Here is an 18,120-nt window from a genome sequence, read left to right as displayed (position 1 = left end):
GTCGGATGAGGAGCGCTCGGTCCGGTTAGGACCGCGCGGCGTCCCACCAGGACAGGATCCGGGTTCCGTAGAGGGTCAGCCACTTCGACGGTTCGCCGGCCGGAACGTCGACTTCGAACCACACGTCGCCGGGCAGCCGGCCGCCCTGCAGCCACTTTCCGTCCGGTTGCCGGGCGGCGCGAATCCGTTCCACCGCTTCGGTCAGCCGCGGGTCCGGCGGAGTTTCGTCGACGAGCGAGGCTTAGCGGAAGTATTCGACGGCGCTGATCACGCTGTAGTGCCAGCGGATCGGGTACGCGAAGTGATCCACCCAAGGCGCGATCTGCCCGCCGGTCGAAAGCCGGTACATCAGCCGCCGCTGCAGCAAGTACTCCTCGCCCGCGCGGCGGGCGGCGCGAGTTTCGCCGGTGCCGCCGGTCGCGACCTCGTAGGCGAGCAGGCCCTTCAGCGCGTTCAGGGTGGAGTGAACCGACGAGCGCTTCGATCCTTCGACCCAGGCGCAGTTCCAGCCTCCGTCTTCCTGGCGATGCTCGAGGAACCATTGCGCCAGACCGGAAACATCGACGCCGAGCCAGCTGCCGTTGGCGATCGTCCAGGCGTTGATGCAGACGTCGACCTCGCCGCCCCAGTACGGCAGATTGTCGTACTCCCAACGGCAATTCTCGGCGAGCAGCTCGGCGGTGTGCCGCTCGCGCAGCACCGCCGGGTCCAGCCCCCACTCGCGCAGCGTGGTGAGCGAGGGCGTGGTGGCCGTCCAGGGCTGCCCGCCGGCCACGCTCGACTCGCCCTGGAAGTTCGCCGGAACGTAAGCGCCGCCTGCCCATTGGCCGTCCGGGTCCTGCCGGGCGAGCAGCCGGGCGCCGAACCCCTCGGCCGCGATGCGGTGGCGGGTGGCGGTCCACACTTCGGGTGGCGCTCCGGCCAGGTCTTTTTCCACCTGCCAGCGGAGCGCGGGGTCCGAATCGAGGAGCCAGGTCAGCATGCTCGAGACTCTGGCGCTTGTCTCAAGTGGTGCGCGCCGAACGATCCGCTGGCCTGGCCGGGAAGGGCCCCTTGAGGGACTTGGATTCCCTCAATGGCCCTTCACGGACGAACCGGCAACTGGGCGGCCGCTCAGGCATCACGACAGCGCCACGTGAGACCTGCGCTAGTCCGGACCTGGATCTGGTCAAGCCCAGCTGACGGATATGCCGGAATAGCCGCGGGCGGCGGCGGCCCGGGCGGCCTCGTCCTCGGCGGCTTCCCGATCGGCCCGGCGCAGCGGGTCGAACTCGGAGATGGTGAACGCGAGCCGCTTGCCCGCCGCCTTGGTCCGCCAGACGCCCAGGATCTCGCCGTCGACCAGCAGCGCACCCGGGCTGCCGAGAATCTTCCAGACTTCCTTCGCCCGTCCCTTGTCCGGCACCAGCACCGCCTTGTCCCGGCTTTGAGTGTAGGGGTCGAGCGGCGGCAGCAGCCGCACTCCGGCCGGGTCGGGCGGATTCTCCAATGCGGGCAGCCGGTCGGTGGGCACGAACGCGCTCCGGCCGTCCACCGTGACCTCGGTGACCGCGGATTCCGGCCAGGTGTCGCGGAGACAGGTCCTCGCGGTGCCGACGAAACCGGCGGCGTCCCCGGGTGTCGCCGGCCCGTTGAACCGCAGGTACTGCGCGAGCACCCGGGAAACCGAGGCCGGAACCGGCCGGGTGGATATCCGGCCGCGTTCCTCCAGCGGCGCGAGCGTCGCCGGGGTCTGGCCGGCCTCGAGCCGCGTGCCGCCGTGCAGCGCGGCCAGCCGCATGAGCTGTTCGTGGACGTGGGTCGCGTTGCAGCCTCGGCACCAGCGGCTGTACGACGGCGGGATCAGCTTCGTGATTTCGGTGCTCACCGCACCTTTGGTCATCGGCTTGTCGACCACCTTGCGGATCGCCCGCGCGGTGGTGAACAGGATTTCCGTCGCCGGCACCGCGGCGGCCCGGAGGTCCTTCTGCTGCCACAACATCCGGGCCAGCGCGTCGGCGTCGCTGACCGGGACCAGCGCGGTGATCAGGTCGGGCAGGTCGGTGCGCCGGTGGAAGTGCGGCGCGCCCCGGTGCGACCACACGAGGGCGAGCCGTCGATCGTCGGCCAGCGACTCCGGTCGCACCGGGCCGGGCATCCGGGCGGCCAGCGAGAGCAAGGCCGTGTCGCGCATGCTGTCCTGCAGGCCGAGGTCCAGCAGCGGCAGCTCGTACGGATCGGCGACCGTGCGGAGCAGCCCCTGCTCGGCGATCCGGTACGCCAATGCCTGTTTGCGCGGCACGTCCAGCATCCGAGCCCCTTTCAGAGCGTGTAGTCGAAGGTGTAGGACACCGCCGGCTCGCCCAGCACGCCGTGCGTGGTGCCGGTGCCGCTGAGCCCGGCCAGCTCGCCGGTACCGGAGCCCGCTACGACCTCGAACTTCGAGCCGATCCCCTGCGCGTCGAACGCCCATTCGTGCCGCACCACGAAGGTGCCGCGGCGGCCGTCCACGGTGGCGTCGAACCGGTCGTAGCCCGGCGACGTGTGCGTGCCGCCGTCGTACCCTTCGCCCGGGTAGTACAGCAGGTAGTCGGCACTAGCTGCACCCTCGATCGCACCGGAGTACTCCATCTCGGCGTGCACGTACGCGACGCGCGGGCCGCCTTCCTTTCCGCTCGCCACGTGCTCGTCCCATTTTTTCGTGCTGAACGTGTTCATGGCCGCTACTCAATCAGTGATACCTGCCATCTTGTGTCAGGTATTCCGGGCATACTTGCCGGATGCGTGCCGGCCGTCTGCTCACCGTGCTCCTTCTGCTGCAGAACCGCGGCCGGATGACGGCCGAGGAACTGGCGGCTGAGTTGGAGGTTTCCGTCCGGACGGTGTACCGGGACATCGAGGCGCTGTCCGCGTCCGGCGTGCCGGTCTACGCCGACCGGGGTCGCAGCGGCGGCTATCAGCTGGTCGACGGCTACCGGACGCGGCTGACCGGGCTGAACGAGGAAGAAGCCCAGTCGCTGGCGCTGGCCGGGCTCCCGGTGGCGGCCGCTGAACTGGGCCTCGGCACGGTGCTCGCGGCCGCGCAGCTGAAGCTGTACGCCGCCCTGCCGAAGGAGTTGCGCAGCCGGGCCGGCCGCGTCGCCGAGCGGTTCTACCTGGACGTTCCCGGCTGGCATCGCGGTATCGAAAGCCTGCCGACGCTGTCCGCGGTCGCCGACGCGGTGTGGTCGGCACGCCGGATCCGCGTCCGGTACGAACGGTGGGGACACGACGAGGTCGAGCGGGTCCTGGAGCCGCTGGGGCTGATCCTCAAGGCAGGCAACTGGTACCTGGCCGCGCGGTGCGAGGGGACCGATCGCACCTACCGGATCTCGCGGATCCACGCGCTGACCGACCTCGGCGAGGAGTTCGAGCGGCCGGCGGAGTTCGATCTCGCCGGGTACTGGCAGGAGTGGTCCGAGCAGTTCGAGCGCCGGATGTACCCGCGCACCGCAACCGTCCGGCTTTCCCCCCGGGCACAGGCTCTCCTGCCGTTCTACGCTGGCAGCGTCGGGGCCCGGGCGCTGCGCGAGGCGGCGGCCGCCGGGGCGGAGCCGGACGCCGAAGGCTGGCTGACGCTGGCGTTGCCGGTCGAACGCGGCGAGCCGGCGATCGGCGAGCTGCTGCGGTTCGGGGCGCACCTGGAAGTGCTCGAACCGGCCGAATTGCGGGCCGAGCTGGCCGCTGCGATCGAGGAGATGGGCAGGGTTTATGGCTGAGCTGGACGGGGTGCGGATCGGTGTGACGGCCGAGCGCCGCGCCGACGACTTGATCGGCGCGCTGGAACGGCACGGCGCGCAGGTGCGCCACGCACCGACGATCACCATCGTCCCGCTCGCCGACGACCCGGATCTGCGCCGCGCCACCGAGGACGTGCTCGCCGCACCGGTCGAGTTCACCGCGGTGACGACCGGAGCCGGGTTCCGCGGCTGGCTGGACGCGGCGGAGAGCTGGGGGCTGCGCGACTCGTTGCTGACCGCGCTGGGCCCGTCGCGGATCTTCGCGCGCGGTCCGAAGGCTGTCGGAGCGGTGCGCGGGCTCGGGCTGCGGGAGGAGTATTCGGCACCGGGGGAGAGCAACGAAGAACTGTTCGGCGCGCTTGCCGCTGCCGGGGTCGCCGACGCGCGCGTGGCCGTGCAGCTGCACGGCGCGACCCTGCCCGAGTTCACCGAGCCGCTCGCCGCAGCGGGGGCGTTGGTGCTCGCCGTGCAGCCGTACCGGTGGCATTCGCCGCCCGAGCGGGAGCCGGTGTTCTCGTTGATTCGCGAGGTGGTGGCCGGAGAGCTGGCGGCGCTGGTGTTCACCAGCGCTCCGGCCGCGACGAATTTCCTGAACCTGGCTGACGATTCCGGGCACGGTGAGGAGCTTCGCGCGGCGCTGCGCGAGGGCGCGGTCGTCTGCGCGTGCGTCGGACCGGTCACCGCGGCACCGCTGGAGGCGGCGGGGGTGCGGACGATTCAGCCGGAACGGCAGCGGCTGGGGGCGTTGGTGAAGCTGATCGTGAGCCGTTACGGCGGCTAGCGGCGGCGACGCTCGCCAGCGCGGCGAACCCGCCGAGCACGAGCAGGCCTGCCCAGCCGGGCAGCGGGAAGTAGCCGGCGGAGGCCGCGTAATGGGCGGTGACCTGCGGGTACTCGACGGCGGTCTGAGCCGCCGAGAACCCCGCGGCCGGGGTGAGCCGCAGCAGCCAATCGGCGATCGGGTCGGGCAGCAGCGGAAACGTCGTCACGACGTAGGGCACGGCGACCAGCAGCGTCGCGACCGCCGACGCGAGCCAGCCGCGGCGCAGCCAGGCGCCGAGGCCGAACGCGAACACGGCGCACAGGGCCAGTGCCGCGGCGATGCCCGCGACCAGTCCGGTCATCGTCCACAGCGGAATCGGTGCCACCGGGATCCCGTTGCCCCGCAGGATCGCCCGGCTGATCGGGAGGAGGATGCCGACGGACAGGAGCCCGGTGCCGAACCCCGCCGCGGCGACCACCGTCCCGCGCGCGGCGAGTTCCGGCCGTTCGGAGCGGGCGCCGAAGCGGGCCGCGGCAACCAGGACGAGAAGTACCGCGATGGTCAATCCGGGCAGCGCTTTCTGCGGGCTGTCCGGACCGGCCGTGCGGGGGCCGATGTCCCCCGTGCCGCTGACGGTGACGACACCGGCTCGCTCGACCGCGCCGGACGGCTGGTGGTACTTCTCCCAGTCCGTCTGGTTCATCTCGCCGACTGGCTCGCTGCGCCACAGTCCGGCCGCGCCGCCCCGGACGGTCACTGTGTCGAAGGTGCCCGCTGCCTGGGTGAAGCGGACCTGTTCGGTAGCGCCGCCCAGGCCGGTTTCGCGAAGGCTCAAGTCGCCCGGAGAAGTCGCGAAGAGACCGACCTGCACGGTGTCCGGCAAGCCGTCCAGCACGACCGTCGCCACCGGCGTCCAGCGTTGGCCGTCGGCCGACTCGGCACCGGTGATGGTGTTGCCCGCTCGAGTGAGGCGCAGCCACGGACCGGTGCCGGCGGCGGCGACGTCGTTCGTGTAACCGGACTGGAAGTGCACGCCGTGGCTGCCGGTCCGCATCAGCGCGGCGTACTGGCTGCCCGGCCGCACGCCGTCCTTGACGATGAGCCCGGCTTTCGCCCATGGCACCAGCCCCGGCACGATCTGGTCGTGATTCGGCGGCGGGTAGGTGATCGTCCCAGTCATCGCCGTCAGCCGGGCAGTGATCTCCCCGTCGCGGCCGAGGTCGCGGTGCAGGAACCAGAACTGGTCGTTGACCGGAGCGCCGTCCGCCGACTGGGGCAGGGGCTGGCACGGGCCGGCGCACGACTGATGGTTGCCGAAGGCGAAGAGCAGGCCGTAGGCGAGGACGACCAGTACCGCGGCGGCGAGCGTGAACAGCCGGCCGGGGCGGCGGAACGCGCGCCAGGCGGTGCGAAGCGAGTCGGTGATCGGCATGTGCCGGTTCTAGGCGGTGCGGGGTAACACTGGTCGAACCCGCGTTGTCACCCCGTTGTTAGGTCCGGCGAGGCATGCTGGTCCGGTGTTCAGGCCGCGCAGCGTGGAAGTCCGGTTCACCGTTTTGTACGCCGTCGTGTTCTTGCTGTCCGGTGCCGCCTTGCTCGGGCTGACTGTGCTGCTCGCCGACGGCGGGGCCAGCGACATGGTTCCGGCCGGGCCGGCGGACGCGGATCCGGTTCAGTTCGCTCGGCATCTGCAGGAGCAGCTGAGCGCCGTCCGCCAGCAGCAGACCCGGCAGTTGCTGATCGGCGCGCTCGCGGCGCTTGCCGTGCTGGCAGTGCTGTCCGTGCTCGTCGGACGGGCACTGGCGCGGCGGGTGCTCCGGCCGTTGCGCCGGCTCGCCAGCGCCACGCGCCGCATTTCCGCCGACAGCCTCGACCAGCGGCTCGCTGTCGACGGCCCGGCCGACGAGGTCAAAGACCTGGCCGACACGATCGACGAACTGCTCGCCCGGCTCGAAGCATCCTTCGCCGCGCAACGCCGGTTCGTCGCCGACGCATCCCACGAACTGCGCACGCCGTTGACGACGATGCGGGCGCTGGTGGACGTCGCCGCCGCCAAACCCGATGCGCCGAGGGCGACTGTCGCCCTGACCGGACGGCTGCGTGGCCAGCTCGACCGGGTTGACCACCTGCTGGACGGGTTCCTCGTGCTGGCCCGCGCACAGCACGGCGGATTCGCCGACGCTGCCGTGGTCGATATCGGCGACCTCGTGTCCGCCGCCGTGCGGGAAACAGCCGCGGAGGCCGAGCGCAAGGGCTTGTCGGTGCGGGTGACGTTGCCGGTGCTGCCGGTCGAGGGCAGCCCGCCGCTGCTCGCCCGGCTGATCGGCAACGTCGTGGACAACGCGGTGCGGCACAACGAAGCCGGCGGCTGGATCGACATCGACGGCTCGATTTCCGGGGCGGACCTCCTGCTGGCCGTCGAGACGGGCGGGCCGGTGCTCGACCAGCGCGACGTCGACCGGTTGTCGCGGCCGTTCGCTCGGCTCGGCGCCGAGCGCACCGGCTCGACTGGGCTTGGTCTGTCCATCGTGGCCGCGGTCGCGGAGGCACACGGCGGCCGGCTCGGCCTGTTCGCCCGGCCAGGCGGTGGTCTGCGCGTGACGGTCGCGCTGCCTCGCGCGGAGGTGGTGGCGGCGTGAGGGTCCTGCTGGTCGAGGACGATCACTCGCTGGCCGAGATCGTCGCGGAGGGGTTGCGTGACCAGGGCATGGCCGTCGATCTGGCCCACGACGGCACCGACGCGCTCGCCCGGCTCGACGTCGTGACGCCGGACGTGGTCGTGCTCGATCGCGATCTGCCGGGCGTGCACGGCGACGTCGTGTGCCAGCTGATCACCGATCGTCGAGTGCGGCCGATGGTGCTGATGCTGACCGCCGCCGGCGCACCGGGCGATCGCGTCGGCGGGCTCGCCCTCGGCGCGGACGACTATGTCGCCAAGCCGTTCCACTTCCCGGAGCTGGTGCTGCGCATCCGGGCGCTGGCCCGCCGCCGCCCCGATGCCCGACCGCGCACGCTGCGCGCCGTGGGAATCGAGCTGGACCCGATCCGCCGGACGGTCCGCCGCGACCACCAGCCGATCGCGTTGTCGGTCAAGGAATTCGCGGTACTGGAAGCGCTGCTGCGCGCCAGCCCGGGGTTTCTCAGCGCCGAAGCGCTGCTCGACCAGGTCTGGGACGAGCACGCCGACCCGTTTACCAACACGGTCGCGGTGACGGTCGGCCGGCTGCGCCGCAAGCTCGGCGGCCCGGCGGTGATCATGACGACGCCGGGAGTCGGCTACCGGATCGCCGACGCGTGAGCCTTACCTCGCGGAAGGCCCGGTCTAGGACGCGGCCGCCCGCCCGGCTGCCTCCTCGCTCATCCCTTGCCGCCAGTACCCGGTGAAGCAGATCGATGTCTTGGCAAACCCGCGGTCCCGCACCAAATGCCGCCGGACGAGTTTCACCGCGTTCGCTTCCCCGGATACCCAGGCATACGGCGTACCCCCGGGCAAGACCGCTGCCCGCACCGCGTCCACCAGCGCTTCGCCGTGCGGCCGCGCCCCTCGCACCACCCAGTGCAGCTCGACCGCGCCAGCCGTCTCGAACTTCTGCCGCTCACTGTGCTCCGGGATTTCGACGTACACCACGGCGCGCTCCCCGCTCGGCAGCGCTTCCAGGATCGCGCCGATCGCGGGCAGTGCCGTCTCGTCGCCTGCCAGCAGCTGCCAGTTCGTCTCGTCCGGCACCTCGTACAGTCCGTGCGGGCCGAGGAACGCCACGCGTGCGCCGATCGACGCCCGAGCGGCCCAGGTGGACGCCGGGCCGCCGCTCTCCTCATGCAGCACGAACTCGACGTCCACCTCGCCGGTTTCCGGACGAGCCGCGCGCACGGTGTAGGTCCGCATCGGCGGGCGGATGTCGTCCGGCATCGCGAGGTACGTGCGATACCAGCTCATCACGCCGTCGCCGGTCTCCGCCGGAGGCAGCTGCGGCACGGATTGGCCGGGCCGCGGGAAGAAGATCTTGAGGTACGCGTCCGGCGCGACCGGCCCCGCGCTGGCCAGCCCGGGGCACGCGAAGGTGATCCGGGCCAGGTTCGGGGTGATGCGGCGGACGGCGGTGACGTGCCCGTGGTGATACTCCAGCATTAGGGCAGGCTAACCTAAAAAAGTCCGGACGTGCCATCTTCGTCGTCACCTTCCGGCCGCCAGCGGTATTTCCGCAGGTCGATGCGCTGCCCGTCGGCCAGCACGCCCTCCGCGCGGAGCCGCTCCAGCTGGTCGTGCGCGAGGTGCGGCGCGGGCGTCCCGTTCGCGCGCAGGATCCGGTGCCACGGCAGATCGTGCCCGTCTTCGGCGAGCGCGCGACCCACCATCCGGGGCGAGGGCGCGCCGGAGAGCGCGGCGATGTCGCCGTACGTGGCGACCGTGCCGGCGGGCACATCGGTGATGACTGCGCGTATCCGCTCGTGCAGTTCGTCGTCCATGACCCGCAGGGTACGAGGGACCACCGACAATCAGCGGTGAGGCGGTGCGCCACCCGGACGAGCGGACGTGGTTCCATCGCTGATGTGCACGTGCGGAGAGCGGGAGCGGGGCAGGCGCGGCTGGTGCGCCCGCCGGTGCCGAGCGCGCCCGCGTTCACCTGGGACGAAGGCGCCCGCCGGCTGCTGGCCGGCCCGGCCGGGTTCCGTCGCGTGCTCGGCGGGCCGGGCACCGGGAAGACCGCGCTGCTCGCCTCCGCCGCGGCGCGCCGCATCGCGGACGGGGCGGATCCGGAGAGCATCCTGGTGCTCACCGCGTCGCGGAAGGCAGCGGACGCACTGCGCGCGGACCTGACCCGGCGGCTCACTTCGGACCCGGATCAGGGATCCCCCCTGCCGCGCACAGTGAGTGAACCGCTCGTGCGCACAGTGCACTCGTACGCGTTTTCGCTGCTTCGCCTGGAAGCGCGCGCCGAGGAACTGCCGCCGCCGCGGCTGTTGGCCGGGGCGGAGCAGGACGTGGTCGTGCGGGAGTTGCTGCAGGGTGATCTGGAGGAGGGCGCGACGGCGTGGCCCGAGCAGCTGCGTCCGGCGCTCACCGTGCCCGGCTTCGCCGAGGAGCTTCGTGACCTGCTGATGCGCGCGGCCGAGCGCGGGCTCGGGCCGGAGGATCTGGCCGAGCTGGGGCGTCGGCACGACCGTGAAGAGTGGATCGCCGCCGGGGAGTTCTGGTCGCAGTACGAAGAGGTCACCCAGCTGCAGGGGGCGGGCGGCAACGCACTCGGACTGCCCGCCGCGCCGGCTCTCGACGCCGCGGAGCTGGTCACGTCGGCGCTGCTCGCGCTCGAAGACGACGGAGAGCTGCGCGACCGCGAGCGGGCTCGGGTGCGGCACCTGTTCGTCGACGACGCGCATCATCTGGATCCGTTGCAGGTCCAGCTGATCCGGATGATCGGGCACACCGCGGCGGAGTTCGTGGTGGCGGGCGATCCGGATCAGTCGGTGTTTTCGTTCCGCGGAGCGGATCCGGCGCTGTTCGCCGACTCCGATCAAGACGGCGACCGGACCGTCCTGCTCACCACGTCGCACCGGCTCGCGCCGACGGTCCGGGCCGCGGTGACGAAGCTCGGCGCGACCTTGCCAGGCGCGTCGGCGCACCGGAAACTAGTGACGCCGAAGGGAAAACGCGGCGGCAAGGTTCGCGTACGGCTGATGCCGACGCCGGCTGCCGAGGCCAGCTGGATCGCGGACCAGTTGCGCCGGGCGCACTTGACCGACGGCGTGGCCTGGTCGGACATGGCGGTGCTGGTGCGGTCTCCAGCGCGGACTTTCCTGGTGCTGCAACGCGCCTTGCGGGCTGCCGGGGTACCGATCGGCTCGGCGACCGAAGAACTGCCGCTGGCCAAGCATTCCGCGGTCCGGCCGCTGCTGGCGATCCTGCGCATCGCGGCGGAGCCGGAGCTGCTGGACGCCGACCTCGCGGAGATGCTGCTGTCGTCGTCGCTCGGCGGCGCGGACCCACTGGCATTGCGGCGACTGCGGCGCGGTCTGCGCCGGCTGGAGCTGGCTGGAGGCGGGCAGCGGGCCAGCGACGAATTGCTGGTGGAGGCACTGCGCGGCGGCGACATTCTCGCCGGTCTCGCGGACAATGAGGCGTTGCCGGTTCGACGCGTCGGAAACCTGCTGAGTGTCACGCATCAGGCGGTGCGCCGGGGCGAGAGCGTCGAACAGGTGCTGTGGGAGCTGTGGGAGCAAAGCGGCCTCCAGGACCGGCTGCTGCGGATGGTGGACCGAGGCGGTTCGCTGGGCGCACAGGCCGACCGTGATCTCGACGCGGTGGTGGCGTTGTTCGACGCGGCGGGGCGATACGCCGACCGGCTGCCGAGGGCGAGTGTGGCCGCGTTCGCGGACTATCTGTCGTCGCAGAACATCGCCGGGGACACGCTCGCTCCGGCGGCGATCCCCAGCGAAGGGGTCTCGCTGCTGACCGCGCACGCGGCGGCGGGTCGCGAGTGGACAGTGGTGGCGGTCGCCGGCGTGCAGGAGGGCGCGTGGCCGGACCTGCGGTTGCGCGGTTCCCTGCTGGGCGTGGAGCGGCTGGTCGACCTGCTGTCCGGAGTGGACGAACACGACAAGGTGTCCGCGATCGCGCCGATCCTGGCCGAGGAACGGCGGCTTTTCTATCTGGCGGCCAGCCGGGCCCGGCGGACGCTGCTGGTCACCGCGGTGGCGGGCGAGGACGAACAGCCGTCCCGGTTCCTGGACGACCTGGAGGAGAACGGCGCGGACGACGGGATGCTCGATTCCCGGATGAAACCGGCCGGTCGTTCGCTGGTGCTGGCCGAGCTGGTCGGCGAGCTGCGCGAAGTCGTGTGCGACGACAAGGCGGACCCGGAACGGCGGCAGCGGGCAGCGAAGCAGCTGGCCCGGCTGGCCGACGCTGGGGTCCCGGGCGCACATCCGGACACCTGGTATGGGCTGCTGAAGGAGTCCACGACGGAGCCGGTGCACGGCCCGGGCGACCTGATGCGGATTTCTCCGTCCACTGTGGAAATTCTGGTCAAGTGCCCGTTGCGCTGGCTGATCGAACGGCACGGGGGCAGTGATCCGGCACAGCTCGCCGCGGTCACCGGGACCCTCGTGCACGGCCTCGCGCAGGCGGTGGCCGGGGGCAGCACGGAAGAGCAGATCCAGGCGGCGCTCGAAGAGGCGTGGGTGCGGGTGGACGCCGGCGCGCCGTGGTTTTCGCGCCGGGAACGGTCGCGGGTGGAGCAGATGCTGCGCAATTTCGTGACCTGGCTGGAAATGTCGCGGCGCGAGCTCATTGAAGCCGGCGTAGAGCAGGACATCGAAGTCGAGCTGCCGATGGGCGAAGAGGAAGTCCGCGTGCTGCTGCGCGGACGCGTTGACCGGGTGGAGACGGACAAGGACGGCCGTCCGGTGATCGTGGACATCAAGACCGGGAAGGTCCCGGTGTCCAGCGCGGACGCGGAGAAGCACCCGCAGCTTGCCGCCTACCAGCTCGCGGTGCTGCTCGGCGCGGTCGAAGGCAAGAACGCGCCCGGCGGCGCGCGGTTGGTCTACGTCGCGAAGGGAAACAACAAAACCGGTGCCACCCAACGGGATCAGCCGCCGATGGACGAGGAGAGCGGCCGGGAGTGGCTTGAACTGGTCCGGTCGGCCGCGGCGGCCGCGGTCGGCCCGGACTATCAGGCGCACGAGAACGCCGACTGCGACCGGTGCCCGGCGCGAGGCTGCTGTCCGCTGCGTCCGGAAGGCCGTCAGGTGACCGGACCGTGAGCCGGGTGGTGGCCGACCCGGTCGGGCCCGCGGAGATCGCCGAAGCGCTGGGATTGCACCGGCCGACACCGGAACAAGCGACGGTGATCGCCTCGCCGGTGGAACCGTCGCTGGTCGTCGCGGGCGCGGGCGCGGGCAAGACGGAAACCATGGCCGCGCGGGTGGTCTGGCTGGTGGCCAACGGAATCGTCAGCCCAGAGCGCGTCCTTGGGCTGACCTTCACCCGGAAAGCCGCGCGGCAGCTGGGCGAGCGGGTACGGGCGAGGCTGCGTCGGCTGGCCGGCTCCGGGCTGCTGGAACGCATCGATCCGTCCGGCGCGTTGCGGGCTACCGTCGTCGCCGGCGAACCGACTGTGTTGACCTATCACGCGTACGCCGGTCGGCTGCTTTCCGAACACGGCCTGCGGTTGCCGGTGCAGCCCGGGGTCCGGTTGCTGTCGGAAACGTCGTCGTGGCAACTCGCGCACCGCGTGGTGTCCACTTGGGACAACGATCTGGACACCGACCGGGTGCCGCCGACGGTCACCGCGCAATTGCTCGCGTTGGCCGGCGAGCTCGGCGAACATCTGATCTCCACCGAAAAGCTCGCGCACTACACCGAATGGCTCTGCGAAATCATCGAAAACGCGCCGCGAGTCAAGGGGCAGCGAGTGTCGCTGCCGGTGAAGTTGCAGGAAGTGCTCGCGGCGCAACGGTTCCGGCTCGCGCTGCTGCCGCTCGTCGAGGACTACCACCGGCGCAAACGGGCCGAGGGCGCGCTCGACTTCGCGGACCAGATGTCACTGGCCGCACAGCTCGCCGAGAGCTATCCGGCGGTCGTCGCCGGGGAGCGGGAGCGCTACGGCGCCGTGCTGCTCGACGAGTACCAGGACACCGGGCACGCGCAACGCGTGTTGCTGCGGTCGTTGTTCGGCGGAGGAGAGCACCCGTCGATGCCGGTGACCGCGGTCGGCGACCCGGCGCAGGCGATCTACGGCTGGCGCGGCGCGAGTGCGGCGAACCTGCCGCGCTTCACCACGGACTTCCCGCGCCGGGGCCTGGAACGGCTGGAGACCGCGCACGAGTTCGGCTTGCTCACCAGCTTCCGCAACCCGCCGGAAATTCTGGAACTGGCCAACGCGATTTCCGAACCCTTGCGCCAGCGCGGGCTCGGCGTCGAACGGCTGCGCGCTCGCGACGGAGCCGGACCGGCGGACATCGCGGTCGCTCTGCTGCCGGACGTGCGGGCGGAACGCGAGTGGGTCGCCGACGCGATGGCACGGCGATGGCACGCGGAGAAGGAAGAGTCCGGCAAGCCGCCGACCGCGGCCGTGCTGGTGCGGCGTCGCGCGGACATGGCCCCGATCGCCGCCGAGCTGCGCGCGCGGGGCCTGCCGGTGGAAGTCGTCGGACTCGGCGGGCTGCTGGACGAACCCGAGGTGGCCGACCTGGTGTCGACGCTTCGAGTGCTCGCCGATCCTCTCGCCGGCAGCGCGGCCGCCCGGCTGCTCACCGGTGCCCGGTGGCGGATCGCCGCCGCCGACGTGGCGGCATTGTGGAGGCGGGCCAACGAACTCACGTCGCCCGAACCGCGGGCGGAAGAGGGCGAGGAACCGGTACTGGTCGCCGAACGCGCCGAACAAGCCGGGCTGATCGACGCGGTCGACGAACCCGGAGCGCCGGAGCGCTACTCGCCGGACGGGTACCGCCGGATCCGGCGCCTCGCCGGGGAGCTGACCGCGTTGCGCCGCCGATTGGACCAGTCGTTGCCGGAACTGGTCGCCGACGTCGAACGCACGATGCTGCTCGATGTCGAGTCGCTGGCCCGTCCGGGATCGGCGGGCCGGGCGCACCTGGACGCCTTCGCCGAAGTCGTCACCGACTACGCGGAAACGGCGCCTACCGCGACCTTATTGTCCTTTGTGGACTACCTGAACACGGCGGTGCACGCCGAAGACGGGCTCACTCCTGGCGAGGTCCAGGTGGTGCCGGACCGCGTGCAGGTGCTCACCGTGCACTCGGCGAAGGGGCTGGAATGGGAAGTGGTGGCCGTTCCGCACCTGGTCGCCGAGGTGTTCCCGGGCAAGCGGCGCTCGTCGTCGTGGCTGCGGACGTCCACCGCGTTGCCCGCGCATTTGCGCGGCGACTCGGCGGACTTGCCGAAATTGCACGTTGCGGAAGGCTATGACCGCAAGGAAGTGCAAGAAGCGCTGGAATTGCACGAGGAAGGGTTCGTCGCTCGCGAGGCCGACGAGGAACGGCGGCTGTGTTACGTCGCGCTGACCCGGTCGGAGCGGACGCTGCTGGTGTCCGGGCACTGGTGGAACGAGAGCAGCACGCGGGCGAAGGGGCCGTCGGTCTTCCTGTCGGAGATCGCCGAGGTGATGGCCGAGGCGGACCCGCCGCTGGGCGTGGTCGAGCCCTGGGCGGCCGAGCCCGCCGAGGGCGAGGAAAACCCGCTGGTCGCGGACTCGCGGACGGCGAAGTGGCCGGTGGATCCGCTGGGCGACCGGCGGTCCGGCGTTGCAGCCGGGGTGGATCTCGTGCTGGCGGAGATGGCCGCGCTGGCCGCCGCCCCGCAGCCCGCTGAAGAGCCTCCCGAAGAGGCCTCCGGCGGGCCTGCCGCAGCTCCCTCCGGAAGACTCCCGGCAGGACAGCCTTCCGGCAGCGTTCCGGGAGAGTCCGAAGCGGAAGCCGAACCACTGCCGGCGGCGGACGACGAAGAAATCCCGCTCCCGCCCGAACCCGCGCCGGAAGACGACGACGGCTACCTGCCCGATGACGAGGATTACCCCTACGAGGAAGACGAAGACGTAGTCGACCCCGAGGATCCGGACGGCTGGGCGGCCGACACCGACGTGCTGCTGGCCGAACGTGCCCGCGCACGGTCCACTGTGGACCGAGTCGCGCTGCCCGCGCACCTGACGGTGAGCCAGCTCGTCGAACTGGCCGCCGACGCGGACGCGCTCGCGCAACGCCTGCGCCGCCCGCTTCCGTTGTCGCCCAAGATTTTCGCTCGCCGCGGCACCGCGTTCCACAGCTGGCTGGAGCAGCGGTTCTCCGGCGACCGGCTGCTGGAGATCGACGACCTGCCCGGCGCGGCCGACATGGACGAAGCGCCGGACAGCGATTTCGAAGCCCTGCAAGAAGCCTTCGAACGCAGTGATTGGGCGGAGCGAGTCCCGGTGGCGGTGGAGGTCCCGTTCTCCGCGGACGTCGAGGGCATTACGTTGCGCGGACGGATGGACGCGGTGTACGCGGACCCGGACGGCGGATGGACCGTCGTGGACTGGAAAACCGGCTCGGTGCCGGCCGAGGAACGGTTGCCTGCCTTGGCGGTGCAGCTGGGCGCCTACCGGCTGGCTTGGGCGGCACTGCGAAAAGTCCCGGTGGAAAAGGTGCGCGCGGCCTTCCACTATGTCCGGCGTGGACACACGCTGCGCCCCGCCGACTTGCTCGACGCGGACGGCCTGCGCGCGTTGGTGCGAAACATCCCGCAGGAATAGCGGTCAGGCGCGCTCGCGCACCGTCAACGCCCAGTTCACCAACGGCCACTGCATCGGCAACCGCAGCCAGGCCACCGTTCGCTCCCGGGCCGGACGGCCGCGGCGCTGGTAGTCCAGCGCCATCTTCACGTTCCCCGGGAACACCCCGACGAACAACAGCGCCGCCGCCAGCCCGCCCAGCCTGCGGGTGCGCGGCAGCGCGATCCCGGCCGCCACGCCCAGTTCGGCGACCCCGGAGGCGTAGGTCCACGCGCGACGGTCTCCGGGAAGTTCTTCCGGCACCAGCGCGTCGAACGGCTTCGGCCGCGCGAAGTGCAGCGCACCCGCTCCGGCCAGCAGAGCAGCGAGGAAATAGGCAGGGCGTTGCGACGCGCGAGGCTCGGACATGCGCCTAGCCTGCCATACCCATGATCGTCACGACGGTCGTGCGGCGGCCGGTGCTGCGTTATCCTCGCCGCTGTGATCGTTGCCGAGCGGCCGTGGGGAGCCGGTGCATGAAGGCCCTGAAACGGCTGCCCCTGAACGTCCGGCTGAACGACCGGCCCGACCACGAGCTCGTCGGCGTGATCCGGATGCCGGAATTCACCGTCAGCCCGATGCGGTCCATCGTCAAGCGGATCATCGGTGCGCTGCTCGCGCTGCTGGCCACGGTGCTGATCGTGTACGCCGACCGAAACGGCTACCGCGACGCGAACGGCGACGGCATCTCGTTCCTCGACGCGATTTACTACTCCACCGTCTCGCTTTCCACCACCGGCTACGGCGACATCACCCCGGCCACCGCGTCCGCGCGGCTGGTGAACGTCATCGTGATCACGCCGCTGCGGGTGCTGTTCCTCATCGTCCTCGTCGGGACCACCCTGGAAGTGCTCACCGAGCGCTCCCGGCAAGCGTTCAAAATCCAGAAGTGGAGGACGAAGGTGCGCGACCACACCGTCGTCGTCGGTTTCGGCACGAAGGGCCGCTCGGCCGTCAACGCGCTGCTCGGCGACGAGGAGGTGAAGGCCAGCCAGATCGTGGTCGTCGACACCGACCAGCAGGCACTCGACGCGGCGACCGCGCTCGGCCTGGTCACCGTGCACGGCTCGGCGACCCGCGCGGACGTCCTGCGCGTCGCCGGCGTCCAGCACGCGCGCGCGGTGGTGGTCGCGCCGAACCGCGACGACACGGCTGTCTTGGTCACGCTGACCGCGCGTGAGCTGGCTCCGAAGGCGCACATCGTGGCGTCGGTCCGGGAAGCGGAGAACGTCCACCTGCTCAAGCAGTCCGGGGCCAACCAGGTCGTGGTGTCCAGCGAGACCGCGGGCCGGCTGCTCGGGATGGCCACGTCCAGCCCCCGGGTGGTGGACATGGTCGAGGACTTGCTGACGCCGGAGTCCGGGTTGGCGATCGCCGAACGCGCGATCGAGTCCAGCGAGGAGGGCGGATCGCCTCGGCATTTGCCGGACACGGTGCTGGGGGTGGTCCGCGACGGGGTGCTGTACCGGGTGGACGCGCCGCAGGCGGACGCGCTGGAGCCGGGGGATCGGCTGCTGTACGTGAAGAAGGTGACTCAAGTGGAGCAGATCGAGCCTGATCCTGGGCGGTGACTCCTGAGCGCCGGTGCCCGGGGTTTGCGGTGGCGCGTTGGTTGGCTGCTGGGTGTCCGTGAAGGGCCCCTTGAGGGAATCAGATTCCCTCAAGGGGCCCTTCACGGACGTGCGTGGCGGGAGTGGCCCGGTATCGGCCGCACCTGGCGGGCGGTGCGGCAGGCGATGACCGGGCGGTGCGGGTCCCCCGGGCGCTGGCACTTCACTGGGTTTTGCCCGGGGGATCTGGAAGCATGGCGGCGTGCAGGTTTCCGACCCTCCGGCTAAGAGCCCCCTCCAGCGGTGGCTCCAGGTGGGCATCCCGGCCGCGGTCGGGGTGCTGATCGTGGTTTTGGCGTGGCTCGCCGGACCGGGCCTGCTGGGCATCCACGCGAAAGTTCTCGGCGCGCCGGTGGACGCGCAAGTCGAGAAGACCGCGGACTGTTCGGCGGCGGGGGCGTCCGAGTCGGTCACGTTCCAGCTCGGCGGCAAACCTCGCCAAGGCACGCTCGACAGCTGCGGGCACGGCAAGGGCGAGCACCTGCAGGTACTCGTCCCGGACGACGCACCCGATTCCGGCGTCATCCCGGTCACCACTCCGGACACCTCGGCGGGCGCACAGGATCTGCGCGCGCCGATCGCGCTGGCGCTGCTGGTGTTCGCCTGCTTCTGCGGCGGGATGTACGCCTACCTGGTGATTCGCGGCTCCGGCAAGCTCGCGTTGCTCAGCTGAAACCGATCGGATCAAAGCTCGGCGGCGAGAGGACCCCGGACGCCGCCGA

General features: G+C 71.2%; 16 protein-coding genes. 8 read left to right on the top strand and 8 right to left on the bottom strand.

The window, feature by feature from the left end; genetic code table 11:
* Positions 1 to 25 precede the first annotated feature (25 nt).
* The 4 genes from AMYBE_RS46370 to AMYBE_RS0126440 form a co-directional block, all read right to left on the bottom strand.
* On the bottom strand, positions 26 to 193 hold the full coding sequence (locus AMYBE_RS46370) for a hypothetical protein (RefSeq protein WP_020662413.1): 168 nt from the start codon (positions 191 to 193) through the stop codon (positions 26 to 28).
* Positions 194 to 241: 48 nt separating this feature from the next.
* Positions 242 to 982, bottom strand: a complete 741-nt coding sequence (locus AMYBE_RS42380) for a prenyltransferase/squalene oxidase repeat-containing protein (protein WP_020662412.1) — start codon at positions 980 to 982, stop codon at positions 242 to 244.
* 186 nt (positions 983 to 1,168) lie between these two features.
* Positions 1,169 to 2,290, bottom strand: a complete 1,122-nt coding sequence (locus AMYBE_RS0126445) for a winged helix DNA-binding domain-containing protein (protein WP_020662411.1) — start codon at positions 2,288 to 2,290, stop codon at positions 1,169 to 1,171.
* Between the two features lie 11 nt (positions 2,291 to 2,301).
* Positions 2,302 to 2,697 carry a DUF3224 domain-containing protein gene (locus AMYBE_RS0126440; RefSeq protein WP_020662410.1) on the bottom strand — a complete coding sequence of 132 codons (396 nt, stop codon included), beginning with the start codon at positions 2,695 to 2,697 and terminating at the stop codon, positions 2,302 to 2,304.
* Between the two features lie 62 nt (positions 2,698 to 2,759).
* On the opposite strand from AMYBE_RS0126440, the gene AMYBE_RS0126435 reads away from it, so the two are divergent.
* Complete coding sequence (locus tag AMYBE_RS0126435; protein ID WP_020662409.1) at positions 2,760 to 3,737, top strand: helix-turn-helix transcriptional regulator; 978 nt, start codon at positions 2,760 to 2,762, stop codon at positions 3,735 to 3,737.
* The gene (locus tag AMYBE_RS0126430) at positions 3,730 to 4,539 is read left to right on the top strand and encodes a uroporphyrinogen-III synthase (protein WP_020662408.1); all 810 of its coding nucleotides are present in this window, start codon (positions 3,730 to 3,732) and stop codon (positions 4,537 to 4,539) included. The genes AMYBE_RS0126435 and AMYBE_RS0126430 overlap by 8 nt, the downstream gene beginning before the upstream one ends.
* Here the strand turns inward: AMYBE_RS0126430 and AMYBE_RS42375 are convergent.
* Complete coding sequence (locus AMYBE_RS42375) at positions 4,436 to 5,953, bottom strand: DUF1349 domain-containing protein (protein WP_020662407.1); 1,518 nt, start codon at positions 5,951 to 5,953, stop codon at positions 4,436 to 4,438. The two genes, AMYBE_RS0126430 and AMYBE_RS42375, sit on opposite strands and share 104 nt — an antisense overlap.
* A gap of 85 nt (positions 5,954 to 6,038) precedes the next feature.
* Between AMYBE_RS42375 and AMYBE_RS0126420 the strand changes: the two genes are divergently transcribed.
* Both AMYBE_RS0126420 and AMYBE_RS0126415 read left to right on the top strand, forming a co-directional pair.
* Positions 6,039 to 7,160 (top strand): sensor histidine kinase, encoded by a 1,122-nt coding sequence (locus tag AMYBE_RS0126420; RefSeq protein ID WP_034287272.1) that lies wholly within the window; start codon positions 6,039 to 6,041, stop codon positions 7,158 to 7,160.
* Entirely contained in the window at positions 7,157 to 7,819 is a 663-nt protein-coding gene (locus AMYBE_RS0126415; protein ID WP_020662405.1) for a response regulator transcription factor, read from the top strand. Before AMYBE_RS0126420 ends, AMYBE_RS0126415 begins: the two co-directional genes overlap by 4 nt.
* 24 nt (positions 7,820 to 7,843) lie before the next feature.
* Here the strand turns inward: AMYBE_RS0126415 and AMYBE_RS0126410 are convergent, their stop codons facing one another.
* Positions 7,844 to 8,650 (bottom strand): siderophore-interacting protein, encoded by an 807-nt coding sequence (locus tag AMYBE_RS0126410; RefSeq protein ID WP_020662404.1) that lies wholly within the window; start codon positions 8,648 to 8,650, stop codon positions 7,844 to 7,846.
* A 14-nt stretch (positions 8,651 to 8,664) separates the two neighbouring features.
* Entirely contained in the window at positions 8,665 to 8,988 is a 324-nt protein-coding gene (locus AMYBE_RS0126405) for an MGMT family protein (RefSeq protein WP_020662403.1), read from the bottom strand.
* A 123-nt stretch (positions 8,989 to 9,111) separates the two neighbouring features.
* Here AMYBE_RS0126405 and AMYBE_RS0126400 point away from each other — a divergent pair, with 123 nt between their 5' ends.
* On the top strand, positions 9,112 to 12,285 hold the full coding sequence (locus AMYBE_RS0126400) for an ATP-dependent helicase (protein ID WP_020662402.1): 3,174 nt from the start codon (positions 9,112 to 9,114) through the stop codon (positions 12,283 to 12,285).
* Positions 12,282 to 15,770, top strand: a complete 3,489-nt coding sequence (locus AMYBE_RS0126395; RefSeq protein ID WP_020662401.1) for an ATP-dependent helicase — start codon at positions 12,282 to 12,284, stop codon at positions 15,768 to 15,770. Before AMYBE_RS0126400 ends, AMYBE_RS0126395 begins: the two co-directional genes overlap by 4 nt.
* 3 nt (positions 15,771 to 15,773) lie before the next feature.
* Here the strand turns inward: AMYBE_RS0126395 and AMYBE_RS0126390 are convergent, their stop codons facing one another.
* Entirely contained in the window at positions 15,774 to 16,157 is a 384-nt protein-coding gene (locus tag AMYBE_RS0126390) for a DoxX family protein (RefSeq protein ID WP_020662400.1), read from the bottom strand.
* A gap of 107 nt (positions 16,158 to 16,264) precedes the next feature.
* Here AMYBE_RS0126390 and AMYBE_RS0126385 point away from each other — a divergent pair, with 107 nt between their 5' ends.
* Positions 16,265 to 17,359 carry a potassium channel family protein gene (locus tag AMYBE_RS0126385; RefSeq protein ID WP_020662399.1) on the top strand — a complete coding sequence of 365 codons (1,095 nt, stop codon included), beginning with the start codon at positions 16,265 to 16,267 and terminating at the stop codon, positions 17,357 to 17,359.
* Between the two features lie 292 nt (positions 17,360 to 17,651).
* Complete coding sequence (locus AMYBE_RS0126380; protein ID WP_020662398.1) at positions 17,652 to 18,071, top strand: hypothetical protein; 420 nt, start codon at positions 17,652 to 17,654, stop codon at positions 18,069 to 18,071.
* Positions 18,072 to 18,120 lie beyond the last annotated feature (49 nt).

It is taken from the genome of Amycolatopsis benzoatilytica AK 16/65, from assembly GCF_000383915.1.
GTDB lineage: Bacteria > Actinomycetota > Actinomycetes > Mycobacteriales > Pseudonocardiaceae > Amycolatopsis > Amycolatopsis benzoatilytica.
Note: the sequence above shows the minus strand (reverse complement) of the source record. Positions and strands in the feature narration are given on the sequence as shown.

Coding starts and splice junctions, on each gene's coding strand:
- AMYBE_RS42375 (WP_020662407.1), bottom strand. CDS start 5,953: ATGCCGATCACCGACTCGCTTCGCACCGCCTGGCGCGCGTTCCGCCGC.
- AMYBE_RS0126410 (WP_020662404.1), bottom strand. CDS start 8,650: ATGCTGGAGTATCACCACGGGCACGTCACCGCCGTCCGCCGCATCACC.
- AMYBE_RS0126435 (WP_020662409.1), top strand. CDS start 2,760: ATGCGTGCCGGCCGTCTGCTCACCGTGCTCCTTCTGCTGCAGAACCGC.
- AMYBE_RS0126385 (WP_020662399.1), top strand. CDS start 16,265: ATGAAGGCCCTGAAACGGCTGCCCCTGAACGTCCGGCTGAACGACCGG.
- AMYBE_RS0126390 (WP_020662400.1), bottom strand. CDS start 16,157: ATGTCCGAGCCTCGCGCGTCGCAACGCCCTGCCTATTTCCTCGCTGCT.
- AMYBE_RS0126445 (WP_020662411.1), bottom strand. CDS start 2,290: ATGCTGGACGTGCCGCGCAAACAGGCATTGGCGTACCGGATCGCCGAG.
- AMYBE_RS0126440 (WP_020662410.1), bottom strand. CDS start 2,697: ATGAACACGTTCAGCACGAAAAAATGGGACGAGCACGTGGCGAGCGGA.
- AMYBE_RS0126430 (WP_020662408.1), top strand. CDS start 3,730: ATGGCTGAGCTGGACGGGGTGCGGATCGGTGTGACGGCCGAGCGCCGC.
- AMYBE_RS0126405 (WP_020662403.1), bottom strand. CDS start 8,988: ATGGACGACGAACTGCACGAGCGGATACGCGCAGTCATCACCGATGTG.
- AMYBE_RS42380 (WP_020662412.1), bottom strand. CDS start 982: ATGCTGACCTGGCTCCTCGATTCGGACCCCGCGCTCCGCTGGCAGGTG.